The organism is Sphingomonas sp. FUKUSWIS1, assembly GCF_000733135.1.
In the GTDB taxonomy this organism is placed as follows: Bacteria; Pseudomonadota; Alphaproteobacteria; order Sphingomonadales; family Sphingomonadaceae; genus Sphingomonas; species Sphingomonas aerolata.
The window spans coordinates 9709-21279 of record NZ_JPJC01000261.1; the positions used below are offsets into that span (position 1 = coordinate 9709).

The following is an 11571-nucleotide window of genomic DNA, read 5'->3' on the forward strand; positions in this document are numbered from 1 at the left end:
GGTCGGCGCGTGCAGGTCGGCGATGAAGAACATCGACTCCCCGCCCTGCGCGACGACGTCGTCCTGCAACGCCACCCATTGCTTCACCGCCCCCAGGTAATTGCCGAGATGGAGATTACCGGTGGGCTTGATGCCGGAGACGACGCGCATGGGAAAACCTTATTTGGAACGACGCAGGAGCGTGGAGATGTCGCCCAGCCGGAACGCGCCGGTGAGCAGGGTGGCGATCGCATAGACGACCCCGCCGGTCGCGACCAGCACGAGCATCGCCCCCCAGCGCTCGGTCCCGCTGCCCGTGACGAACGGCTGGAACAGGTCGTTGAGGAAATACATCACGCCGCCCATGATCAGCGCGGCGACCAGCAGCCGCCACGTCCGCCGCACCAGCCGTGCATCGGGGACGAAATGCCCGCGACGGACGAGCGTCCGGTAGAGCATCGCGACGTTGACCGTGCTCGCGATCGCGGTGGCGAGCGGCGGGCCCATATGGCCGAGCGGCTTGATGAAGGCGAGGTTGAGGACGAGGTTCACGACCATCGACATCGTCGCATAGCGCACCGGCGTCTTCGTGTCGGACCGCGCATAATAGCCCGGCGTGAGCACCTTCACGAGGATGTAGGACGGCAGCCCGATCGAGAAGGCGGCGAGCGCCTGCGCGGTCAGGATGCTGTCGTCGAGCGCGAACTTGCCGTGCTGGAACAATGCGCCGACGATCGGCACGCCGCAGACGATCAGCGCCACCGTCGCGGGCAGCGTCAGGAACAGCGCGAGCTCCATGCCGCGGTTCTGCGTCGCCATCGCCTCCGTCTCCTCGCCGCGACCGAGCTGGCGCGAGATGGTGGGGAGCAGGACGGTGCCGAGACCGATGCCGATCAGCCCGAGCGGCAGCTGGTTCAGCCGGTCCGCGAAATAAATGTACGAGACCGATCCCGCGGGCAGCAGCGCGGCGGCGAGCGCGGTCGAGACGACGAGGTTGATCTGCACCGCACCCGCACCCGCGGCGGCGGGCCAGATCAGCGACATCAGCCGCTTCACCTCGGGGTTGAGCTGTGGCCGCTTCAGCCGGAGCACGACGCCCGATCTGCGGCAGGCGTAGATCAGCCAGAGAAGCTGCAGCGCGCCCGACACCGTCACCGCGATCGCCTGGTTGCGCGCGGTCATCAGCGGCAACCGCTCGTGGAACAGCAGCAGCGCGGCGATCAGCGTCGCGTTGAGCAGGATCGGCGCCGCGGCGTTGATCCAGAATTTATGCAGCGAATTGAGGATCCCGCCGAGCAGCGAGACGAGGCTGATCAGCAGCAGATAAGGCAGGGTGATCCGCGACAGGTGGACCACATAGGCGAAGCGCTCCGCGCTCGCCCCGTTGAACCCGAAGGTCAGCAGCCACGTGACCGGCCATGCCGCAATCTCGAGCAGCACCGTCATGCCGATCAGCACCGGCAGCAGCACCGACAGCGCGTCCTCGGCAAAGGCGATGCCGTCGGGCAGGCCGCGGCCATCCTTGTCGCCGACCTTGCGGTTGAACATCGGGATGAACGCGGCCGAGAACGCGCCCTCGGCGAAGAGGGCGCGGAACATGTTGGGAAGGCGGAAGGCGATCAGGAACGCATCCGATGCGAACCCCGCGCCGACGAACCGCGCGAACAGCGAATCGCGCACCAGCCCCAGGATCCGGCTGGCGAGCGTCAGCCCGCCAACCGATCCCAGCGCCTTGGTCAGGTTCACCTATGCGCCCTCCGGTCCGGGCTTCACGCCTGGCCGAAATCGCCGACGTTCGGCTGGATGCCCTGCTGCTCCGACTGCTGGAGATAGAGCTGCGCGAAATCGATCGGCTCGAGCAGCAGCGGCGGGAAGCCGCCGTCACGCACCGCATCCGACAGCACGCGGCGTGCGAACGGGAAGAGCAGGCGCGGGGCCTCGCCCAGCAGGAAGGGCTGGACATGCTCGGCCGGAATGTTGCGCAGCCCGAACAGGCCCGCAAAGGACAGGTCGACGATGAAGGCGACCTGGCCGTCGGTCTCGGCGCGGACGTCGATCTTCAGCACGACCTCGTGCACCTCGTCGCCGACCTGCGCCGCGCCGATGTTGAACTGGACGTCGATCGCGGGCGGGGTCTGGTTCTGGTAGACTGCGGGCGCGTTGGGGTTCTCGAACGAGAGATCCTTGACGTATTGCGAGATCAGGCCGGCGGCGGGCGCTTCGTCGGCACCATTGGCAAGCGGCTGATCCGCGATCGACATGCCGTTCTGGTCGTCCATGATCTGCGAATCCTTCGTATAAATGAGGTGGGACCGAAGCGGACGGGTCGCGCGTTCGTGTCTTGAGGCAGTGCGCGTAGCAGTGCCCGACGGGTGTTTCAACGGCTACGGATCTCACTGAATCCTAGGCGGGTTTGAAAAGAGACGCCGTTGCCCTATGTTGGGACGAAGATCGGAGGCACGGTTGTTTTACGTAGTACTTCTCGCGATGGTCGCAGGGTTCCTGGCGATGCGTCTTTATAGCGTGCTCGGAAAGCGGACCGGTCATGAACAGCAGCCCCTGCCGCGTGCGGCAGAGGAGCGGTCCATACCCGTCACGATCCCGCGCACGATCGATGCGGCCGCCGAACAGCGGACGATCGCGAACCGCAACATCGACGCGCGCGCCGAACCCGGCCTGCGCTCGATCATCGCCGTCGAGCCCGGCTTCGACGTCAACCAGTTCCTCGAAGGTGCGCAGGCGGCCTATCGCATGACGCTGGAGGCCTTCTGGAAGGGTGATGCCGATACGCTCGCCGATCTGGCCGAGGACGATGTCCGCACCGCCTTCGTCGAGGCGATCGCGGCGCGCGAGGCAGCGGGCGAGACGCTCGACAATCGTCTGGTGACGATCGAGCGCGCGGTGATCGCCGACGCGTCGGTCTCGGGTCGCGAAGCCCGGATCTCGGTGCGTTTCGATGCGGACATCGCCGCTGTCACGCGGAACGAGGCGGGCGAGGTCATCGCCGGGTCGCTCACCGACGCGGTCGAGACGCATGACATCTGGACGTTCGTCCGGACGCTGAAAAGCGCCGGCCCGAACTGGAAGCTCGCGGACACCGACGAGGCGTGACGCGCGCGATCAGGGGGATTGGCGGTTCGTTCGCGCTGGCCCTTGCACTCAGCGGGTGCGTCGGCGGTGTCGCCGCACCGACCGACCGCCCGTCCTCGCCGGGCACCGCATCGCCGGCGGCCACCGCCGGTAAGCCGCCCCGGGGTCAATTGACCCCAAACAGTGACAACATTCGCAACATTCGCGGCATCCAGATACCCGCTCGCATCGTCGGGGCGGTTCCGCTGGCTGCCGTTCCTGTCGCTCCGCCTTTGCCCGGCGCGCTCGCCCCGGTCAGCGCGGTCGCGGCCGGCGTAACGCCGGGGCCGTCGCCGGCAATGTTGCCGATCAGCGATGCACAGGCCGAAGCCGCACGTCTGGCCTTCGTCACAAGCTGCCCCGGCTTGCAGCGTCGGTCCGACCAATCGGGGCTGACCCGCGGTGCCGATTGGCAGCCCGCCTGTGCCGCGGCGCAGGCGACCGGGCCCGGTGGCGCGCGCGCATTCTTCACCCAGTGGTTCGAAGCGGTCCAGGTCGGCGACGGCAAGGCCTTCGCGACGGGCTATTACGAGCCCGAGATCACCGGCTCGCTCGAGCGCCGCGACGGCTATGCCCCGGTCTATGGGCGCCCGCGCGACCTGATCGACGTCGATCTCGGCGCATTTTCGACATCGCTGAAAGGCAAGAAGATCCGCGGCCGCGTGTCGGGCTCGAACTTCATTCCTTATTATGACCGCACCGCGATCGAGCAGGGCGCGCTTGCCGACATCGCGCCGATCCTTGCCTGGGCGAAGGATCCGGTCGAGCTCTTCTTCCTCCAGATCCAGGGGTCGGGGCGGCTCCGCCTGCCCGACGGGTCGATCCTGCGGATCGGCTACGACACGCAGAACGGCCGCGACTATACCGGCATCGGCGCGCTGATGAAGACGCGCGGGCTGTTGCAGCCCGGCCAGACGTCGATGCAGGGCATCGTGCAGTGGCTCCACGATCACCCCGTCGAGGGGCAGGCGATCATGCGCGAGAACAAGAGCTTCGTGTTCTTCCGCGAACTCGACGGCGCACCACAGGGTGCGATGGGCTATCCCGTGACCGGGCAGGTCAGCGCGGCGGCGGACGTGAAGTTTGTGCCGCTCGGCGCGCCGGTGATCCTGTCGCTCGACCGGCAGGATGCGACCGGGCTGTGGATCGTCCAGGATACCGGTGGCGCGATCAAGGGCAGCAACCGGTTCGACACCTTCTGGGGTGCCGGCGCCGCTGCCGAGGCAACCGCTGGCGGCATGGCGGGGCGCGGCACCGCGTTCCTTCTGCTCCCGATCGGCACCACCGCACGGCTGAACGCCGCAACTGCGAACGGGGCGCGCTATGACGGGTCGTCCGCTCAACCCTGACGAGGCGCATCTCTGGACGCGCGTGATGCAGACCGTGCGACCAATGCGCGCGGTGCCCTCGGTCGTGCCGTTAGCCGCGCCCGTCGCGACGACACGCAAGGTGAAGCCGACCAAGGGCATCCGCCTGCCAACGCTGCCGCCCCCACCCGGCGCTGCGCCGCTGAAGGCGGCCGCGCGGACCTTGTCGCCGGCCAACACGCTCGACGGGGGCTGGGATAAAAGGCTGCTGCGCGGCGCGGTCAGTCCCGACAGTTCGATCGATCTTCACGGCCACACGCTCGCCTCCGCGCATGCGATCCTCGACACAGGCCTGTCCCGCGCGATCGCCCGCGGCGACCGCGTGCTGTTGCTGGTGACGGGCAAACCGCCGCGCCCCGAGAGCGAACGCCCGCACGCGCGCGGCGCGATCCGTGCGGCGGTCATCGACTGGCTGTCGATCTCGCGTCACGCCGGCGGGATCGTCGCGGTCCGCGGCGCGCATCCCCGGCACGGCGGGGCAGGGGCACTCTACATCATCCTGCGTCGCAGCCGCGACCTGGGCTGATACCCGTCCCGCGCTATCCGCGCTCGACCGCACGTACGATGACATCGGCATAGATGTCGGTCAGTCGGTACAGGTCCTCGACCGCAACCGCCTCGTCCACCTTGTGCATCGTCGCATTGATCAACCCGAATTCAACCACCGGGCACAGCTTCGCCAGAAACCGCGCGTCGGACGTACCGCCCGTCGTCGACAGGTCGGGAACGACGCCCGTCACCGCCGTGATCGCGTCGGACACCAGCGTCGACAGTGGGCCAGGGGTCGTCAGAAAGGCCTCACCCGACACGCGGCCGGTGACGACCGCTGCGGGATCATGACGTGCGGCCAGCGCGGCGATCCGGGCGATGAGTGCGTCGCCGCTATGCGTGTCGTTGAACCGGATGCTGAGTCGCGCCGACGCTGCGGCCGGGATGACGTTATGCGCGGGATTGCCGACCGCGATATCGGTGACCTCGATGTTCGACGGCTGAAACCAGGCATTGCCCTGGTCGAGCGCGACGGTCTCGATCTCGGCAAGTATCGCCACCAGCCGTGGGATCGGGTTGTCGGCGAGATGCGGGTAGGCGACGTGACCCTGCCGCCCGGGGACGCTGATCCAGATATTGACCGAGCCGCGCCGGCCGATCTTGATCGTGTCGCCGAGCGCGGCGGTGGAGGTCGGTTCGCCGACGATGCACTGGTCGGGATGGATGCCCCGTGTTGCCATGCGATCGATCAGCGCGCGCGTCCCGAAGGTGGCAGGACCTTCCTCGTCCCCGGTGATGATCAGCGACACGGTGCCCGCGTCGGTCCGGCTGGCGGCCGCCGCAAAGGCGGCGATCGCGCCCTTCATGTCGACTGCGCCGCGCCCGTAGAGCAGGCCGTCGCGAACCTCGGCCGACCAGGGCGAGCCCTGCCACCCCTCGCCCGGGGGGACGACGTCGAGATGCCCTGCAAATGCCAGGTGTGGCCCTGATCCGGTCCGGACTGCGAGCATGTTCTCTACCGGACCGTCGGGCGCTTCGCCGATCGTGAAGCGGTCGACGTCAAAGCCGATCGGCGTCAGCGCCGCCTCCAGCACGTCGAACACGCGGCCCTGCGCCGGCGTGACGCTGTCTTCGGCCAGCAGCGCCTGCGCCAGCGCCAAGGGATCGATCACCGCAGCGCGCTCGGCGCCGGCTGCTCATATTGCTCGATCACCCAATCCTCTTCCTGCGCGCCGGCGATCCAGTCCTGCATGAAGGGGTGGTCGAACATCGCCTGCATATAGCCCTGCGCGAACCGGGCGATCGGCAGCTGATAGGTGACGATCCGCGTGACGACGGGCGCGTACATGATGTCGGCCGCGCCGAACGTACCGAACAGGAAATCGCCGCCTCCGCCAAAGCGCGCGCGCGCCTGAGCCCAGAGCTCCATGATCCTCTGGAGATCGACCAGGACATCGTCGTCGGGGCGCTGCGCCGGGAAGATCTGACGGACGTTCATGCTGTGCTTCTTGCGCAGCGCGGCGAAGCTCGAATGCATTTCGGCCGCCATCGAGCGGGCCATGGCGCGGGCCGCCTCGTCTTCGGGCCAGAAGCGGTCGCGACCCACCTTGTCCGCGAGATAGTCGATGATCGCCAGGCTGTCCCATACGACCGCCTCGCCATCCCAGAGGATCGGCACCTTGCCCGACGAGGGGGCGAACTCATCGCCCTGGCGTCGCTTTTCCCATTCCGCATCGTAGAGCGGGACGACGACCTCGTCGAAGGGCAGCCCGGACTGCTTGCACGCGAGCCAGCCGCGAAGCGACCAGGAGGAATAGGCCTTGTTGCCGATGACGAGTTTCATGGCCCGGGGACTAGCGGGCGGGAGCGGCGAGGGCAATCTCTGCCGCCCTCGCCGGATGCACGGGCGTCAGCTGACGGCTTCGACGACCGCCGCGCGCAGTTCGGGGATGCCCATGCCGTACTCGCTCGACGTCACGAGGATGTCGGGATGCGCGGCGGGGCGCTTGCGGGCCTCGACCGCCGTGCGCTCGGTGACCTCGACGAGTTCCGAAGCCTTGATCTTGTCCGCCTTGGTCAGCACCATGCGATAGCTGACCGCAGCCTTGTCGAGCATCTCGAGGATCTCGCGATCGACGTCCTTGATGCCGTGGCGCGAGTCGATCAGCACGAGTGCGCGCTTGAGCACGTCGCGGCCGCGCAGGAAGTCGTTGATCAGGAAGCGCCACTTCTTGACGACATCCTTGGGCGCCTTGGCAAAGCCGTAGCCCGGCATGTCGACAAGGCGGAAGGCGAGCGGCGCGCCGACCTCGAAGAAGTTCAGTTCCTGCGTGCGTCCGGGCGTGTTCGACGTACGCGCCATCGAATTGCGCCCGGTCAGCGCATTGAGCAATGATGACTTGCCGACGTTCGACCGCCCGGCAAACGCCACCTCCGGCACCGACGCATCGGGCAGGAATTCGAGCGTCGGCGCCGACTTCAGGAAGCCGACATGCCCGGCGAACAGCTTGCGCGCATGCTCGAGCTGCTCCGCGGTGAACGGCGCGTCGGTCTGCTCGAGATCGGGACCCAGGTTCGAGCCGGCGGTCGGAAGGTCGTTCACTTGGTCACCGGTGCTTGCAGGCCCGGATGTCGGGCGTAGAGGAGCTTCTGCTGAAGGATCGTCAGGCAGTTCGACGTGATCCAGTAGACCTGAAGACCGACGGCGAACGGCGCCATCACGAACATCAGCACCCACGGCAGCAGCTTGAAGACCTGCTTCTGCGTGTCGTCCATCGGCGTCGGGTTCAGCTTGAACTGGAAGTACATGCTGATGCCGAGGATGATCGGGACGATGCCGATCGCGATCATGTGCGGCGGGGTGAACGGCAGCAGACCGAACAGGTTGAGCGGCGTCAGCGGATCGGGCGCGGACAGATCCTTGATCCATGCGACGAACGGCTGGTGACGCATTTCGATCGTCAGCATCAGCACCTTGTACAGCGCGTACATGATCGGGATCTGCAGCAGCGTCGGCGCGCAACCCGCGAGCGGGTTGACCTTCTCCGCCTTGTACAGCGCCATGACCTCCTGCTGCATGCGGACCTTGTCGTCCTTGTACTTCTCCTGCAGCGCCTTGGTCTTGGGCTGGACGGCGCGCATTGCGGCCATCGACTTGAACTGGCGCTGCGCGATCGGGAAGAGCAGGCCGCGGATCGTCACCGTCAGCAAAATGATCGCGACGCCGAAATTGCCGACCGTGCGGTACAGCCAGTCGAGATAATAGAAGATCGGCTTCTCGACGATCCGGAACCAGCCCCAGTCGATTGCATAATCGAGCTTGGCGACGCCGCCCGCCTGATCGGTATAGCGATCGAGCAGCCGGACCTCCTTCGCGCCCGCAAAGAAGCGCGACGTCTGGGTCACCGCTTGGCCGGGGGCGACGAGCTTGGGCTGCAGCGCGTAGTCCGCCTGATAGGCCTTGTTGGCGCCCGCGCGGAACTGGCCGTCAAACGCCTGGCCCTGGTCGGGAACGAGCGCGGTCAGCCAGTATTTGTCGGTGAAGCCAAGCCAGCCGCCGGTGGTCGAAAACTTCTGCGGAGCCTCGTCGATGTCCTTGTAGTTCGGACGGTAATGCGCGCCGCCATTGTCGACCGACATCGGCCCAACGTGGATCGTCATCGACGACGGATCCTTGGAGATGCCGACACGGTTGACGAGGCCATAGGTGGCAACGGGGACGGGCGCGGTGCCAGCGTTGAGCACGGTCTGGCGGACCGTGAACATGTAGTCGCCGTCGACCGCGATCTGGATGCGGAAGCGCTGGCCCGTGGCGTTGGTCGCATCGAGCGTGACCGGAGTCGTCGGCGTCAGCGTCGTCGCGCCCGACGCAGTCCAGACGGCGTCAGCGGCAGGCGGAGCAAGCCCCTGCGCGCGCCAGCCGAAGCTCGCGAAATAGGCGTCGGGTGCACCGGCCGGTGAAAGCAGACGGATCGGCGGAGAATCCTTCGCGACGGTTTCGTCATAGCCCTTGAGGACGAGATCATCGATCCGCGCACCCTTCAGGTTGATCGAGCCGGACACCCGCGGGGTTTCGATGCGGACGCGCGGCGTCTCGGCGATGACCGCGGCGCGATCGCGCACTGCGGCGGCCCCGTCGGCAGCCGGATCGGCGGCGGGGTTCGCGACGGGCTTGGTCTTGCCGCCTTCGATTTTCGTCACCGGTGGATTGGCCGTCGGGAAGAACTTGCCCTGGATCATCGGCCATCCGAACAGGATGAGCGCCGCGATAACCGCGAACAGCACGAAATTCTGCTTGTCGTCTTTCACAGGGCGGCGTCTTTCAATTTCTCAGGCTTCAGCTCTGGGACTGGGTCGGGTCCGTACCCGCCCCACGGATGGCAGCGCGCGATGCGCTTCGCCGCCAACCAGCCCCCCTTGCGCGCGCCATAGCGCCCAACGGCCTCGATTGCATAGGCGGAACAGGAAGGATCGTAGCGACAGCTCGACGGCAGGACCAGTGAAGGACCGAGTTGCCAGCCGCGCGCGACGAGGATGAGGAGGCGGGCTAGCACGAAGCGGCCGGGACCAGTGTACCCCAAAACTGTTTCCCCGCGAAGGCGAGGATCCAGACTGGACTCCCGCGTTTGCGGGAGAACACGAAGCGTGGCAAGATCGCGCCTTCGGCACCGCGCCACTCCAAACCGCGGACCACCCCGGCGTAGGCCGGGGCCCAGTTGGGGGGCGCTAATGACGAGTGGCTGCGGTGCATTAAAGGGGCTTTCCCACCTGGGCGCCGGCCTTCGCCGGGGTGGTGGTATCCACTGCAGCAGCAGCTGGTGCTTGCGGCGTGACCTTGCGGAACGCCTTGCCGAGCTCGGTCCGCAACAGCGCGTAATCACGCTCGATGCCGCCGTTGCGCCCGATCAGCACGTGATCGGCGCCAGCGACACCGCGTTCCGCCAACAGCTCACGCGCCAAAGCCCGCAACCGCCGTTTCATGCGGTTACGGACGACGGCGTTGCCAATCTTCTTGGTGACGGTGAAGCCGATTCGCATCGTCTCGTCACCGTCATCGCGGGCGCGCATGAGCAGGACGAATCCCGGCATCGGTGCGCGCTTCCCCGCATTCGCCGCGAGAAAATCGCGGCGTTTCGACATGATCGTCAGGCCAGCATCGCCGGCCGCGACGGTCAGGCCGACAGCTTCTTGCGACCGCGGGCGCGGCGGGCGTGGATCACTGCCCGGCCGCCGACCGTGGCCATCCGTGCGCGGAAGCCGTGACGGCGTGCACGTACCAGGTTGCTCGGCTGAAAGGTCCGCTTCATTGGTCATTCCCTAGGTCATCAAATAGAAAACGGCCGCCACGGGGACGGCCTTGATGGGTGGGCGCTTAGGCAAAGCGCGGTGACAAGTCAATTCACCCGCTCCGTCTTGGCCGAATCGATCGGCTGCGAAACCGCGGCGGCACGATCGCGCGCGTGCCGTCGCAACGCGCTGCGGCGGCGCATCATCCGGTCGACGAAATGGCCGCCCCGCGGCCAGCGGCGCTTGAGCCGGCCCCAGCGTCGCCGTGCCCGTGGCGAGTTGCGCAGTACCAGGACCATGCCGCCGGCAAACACGAAGACCCCCGCCGGCCCGGGCACCGGTGTCAGCAGAGGCGCGGCGAGGATCATCATCCCGCCGCACAGCAGCTGGACGAGGCGATAGGTCGAGGAGCGGACGGCGTTCACGCGAGGCATTTGGGACCGGTGTGTTAGGTTGGCAAGACGGCACCGTGCCGCCTGCCATTGCCCAAAGGCCAAATCCGGTATGAATAGGGCGTGACGGTGGCGATCCGCCATGACGAGCGACGCGGCGGGGGATTTTCATGGCGGCGATCGTGTCGACGGTGGCGTATCTCGGGCTGGAAGCGCGCGCGGTCGAAGTACAAGTCCAGCTGATTCCGGGACTTCCCGCGTTCAACCTCGTCGGACTGGCGGACAAGGCAGTAGGCGAGAGCCGCGAGCGGGTCCGCGGCGCGATCGCGGGGATGGGGCTGGCATTGCCGCCGAAACGGATCGCGGTGAACCTGTCGCCGGCTGATCTGCCGAAAGAAGGATCGCATTTCGATCTTCCTGTCGCGCTCGCATTGCTGGCGGCGATGGGGGTGATCGATGCCGAAATGCTTGCCGATTATGTCGTCGTCGGCGAGCTCGGCCTCGATGCGCGGATCACCGCGTCGCCCGGTGTCCTGCTCGCCGCGCTGCATGCGTCGAACGAGGGCAAGGGGCTGATCTGCCCGGCCTCGCAAGGATCGGAAGCGGCCTGGGCCGGGTCGATCGAGGTGGTTGCCGCGCCCGACCTGCTCGCGCTGATCAACCATTTCAAAGGCCATGGCCTGCTGCGCGCGCCCCAGCCTGGCGAGGTCGATGTCGCGCCGGCCGGGCCTGACCTTGCGCAGGTTCGCGGGCAGGAGACCGCCAAGCGCGCACTGGAGGTCGCTGCGGCGGGTGGGCACAATCTGCTGATGTGTGGTCCGCCGGGGTCGGGCAAATCGCTGATGGCGGCGTGCCTGCCGGGGATCCTGCCGCCGCTCGACCCCGCCGAGGCGCTCGAAGTGTCGATGGTCCAGTCAGTGGCAGGCGCG

General features: G+C 67.2%; 14 protein-coding genes and 1 pseudogene. 4 read left to right on the plus strand and 11 right to left on the minus strand.

The features are described from left to right. The 3 genes and pseudogenes from sphsw_RS20655 to secB all read right to left on the minus strand — a co-directional run. Positions 1 to 150 (minus strand): annotated as a pseudogene (locus tag sphsw_RS20655) (tryptophan--tRNA ligase); the annotation flags it as partial. A 9-nt stretch (positions 151 to 159) separates the two neighbouring features. Then, positions 160 to 1725 carry a murein biosynthesis integral membrane protein MurJ gene (gene murJ / locus sphsw_RS17020; RefSeq protein ID WP_031441659.1) on the minus strand — a complete coding sequence of 522 codons (1566 nt, stop codon included), beginning with the start codon at positions 1723 to 1725 and terminating at the stop codon, positions 160 to 162. A 23-nt stretch (positions 1726 to 1748) separates the two neighbouring features. Continuing rightward, positions 1749 to 2258: a protein-export chaperone SecB gene (secB, locus tag sphsw_RS17025; RefSeq protein WP_031394740.1), complete on the minus strand. Its 510-nt coding sequence runs from the start codon at positions 2256 to 2258 to the stop codon at positions 1749 to 1751. Positions 2259 to 2442: 184 nt separating this feature from the next. On the opposite strand from secB, the gene sphsw_RS17030 reads away from it, so the two are divergent. Genes sphsw_RS17030 through sphsw_RS17040 form a run of 3 tightly spaced genes read left to right on the plus strand, consistent with a single transcriptional unit; the run spans position 2443 to position 5001 of the window. Next, positions 2443 to 3090 carry a Tim44/TimA family putative adaptor protein gene (locus sphsw_RS17030; RefSeq protein ID WP_152555541.1) on the plus strand — a complete coding sequence of 216 codons (648 nt, stop codon included), beginning with the start codon at positions 2443 to 2445 and terminating at the stop codon, positions 3088 to 3090. Next, positions 3087 to 4457: a murein transglycosylase A gene (locus tag sphsw_RS17035; protein ID WP_081874399.1), complete on the plus strand. Its 1371-nt coding sequence runs from the start codon at positions 3087 to 3089 to the stop codon at positions 4455 to 4457. Before sphsw_RS17030 ends, sphsw_RS17035 begins: the two co-directional genes overlap by 4 nt. Beyond that, complete coding sequence (locus tag sphsw_RS17040) at positions 4432 to 5001, plus strand: Smr/MutS family protein (RefSeq protein ID WP_031441662.1); 570 nt, start codon at positions 4432 to 4434, stop codon at positions 4999 to 5001. Before sphsw_RS17035 ends, sphsw_RS17040 begins: the two co-directional genes overlap by 26 nt. 13 nt (positions 5002 to 5014) lie before the next feature. Here sphsw_RS17040 and dapE read toward each other — a convergent pair whose 3' ends face one another. From dapE to sphsw_RS17075, 8 genes are all read right to left on the minus strand, one after another. Then, positions 5015 to 6136 (minus strand): succinyl-diaminopimelate desuccinylase, encoded by a 1122-nt coding sequence (gene dapE, locus sphsw_RS17045; protein ID WP_031441663.1) that lies wholly within the window; start codon positions 6134 to 6136, stop codon positions 5015 to 5017. Beyond that, positions 6133 to 6807, minus strand: coding sequence for a glutathione S-transferase (locus sphsw_RS17050; RefSeq protein WP_031441664.1), 675 nt, complete (start codon positions 6805 to 6807; stop codon positions 6133 to 6135). Before sphsw_RS17050 ends, dapE begins: the two co-directional genes overlap by 4 nt. A 66-nt stretch (positions 6808 to 6873) precedes the next feature. Further along, positions 6874 to 7536, minus strand: a complete 663-nt coding sequence (gene yihA, locus sphsw_RS17055) for a ribosome biogenesis GTP-binding protein YihA/YsxC (protein WP_031393803.1) — start codon at positions 7534 to 7536, stop codon at positions 6874 to 6876. Between the two features lie 26 nt (positions 7537 to 7562). Further along, positions 7563 to 9272: a membrane protein insertase YidC gene (gene yidC / locus sphsw_RS17060; RefSeq protein WP_031441665.1), complete on the minus strand. Its 1710-nt coding sequence runs from the start codon at positions 9270 to 9272 to the stop codon at positions 7563 to 7565. Then, complete coding sequence (gene yidD, locus sphsw_RS19055; RefSeq protein ID WP_081874402.1) at positions 9269 to 9517, minus strand: membrane protein insertion efficiency factor YidD; 249 nt, start codon at positions 9515 to 9517, stop codon at positions 9269 to 9271. Before yidD ends, yidC begins: the two co-directional genes overlap by 4 nt. 196 nt (positions 9518 to 9713) lie before the next feature. Beyond that, complete coding sequence (rnpA, locus tag sphsw_RS17065) at positions 9714 to 10103, minus strand: ribonuclease P protein component (protein WP_042467659.1); 390 nt, start codon at positions 10101 to 10103, stop codon at positions 9714 to 9716. 32 nt (positions 10104 to 10135) lie between these two features. Continuing rightward, positions 10136 to 10270 carry a 50S ribosomal protein L34 gene (gene rpmH / locus sphsw_RS17070; RefSeq protein ID WP_031393806.1) on the minus strand — a complete coding sequence of 45 codons (135 nt, stop codon included), beginning with the start codon at positions 10268 to 10270 and terminating at the stop codon, positions 10136 to 10138. Positions 10271 to 10357: 87 nt separating this feature from the next. Then, a complete protein-coding gene (locus sphsw_RS17075; protein ID WP_235188444.1) occupies positions 10358 to 10675 on the minus strand; it encodes a hypothetical protein in 318 nt (105 codons plus the stop codon). Between the two features lie 137 nt (positions 10676 to 10812). Between sphsw_RS17075 and sphsw_RS20660 the strand changes: the two genes are divergently transcribed. Beyond that, on the plus strand, positions 10813 to 11571 hold a 759-nt coding region (locus tag sphsw_RS20660), incomplete at its 3' end, for a magnesium chelatase domain-containing protein (protein ID WP_042467661.1).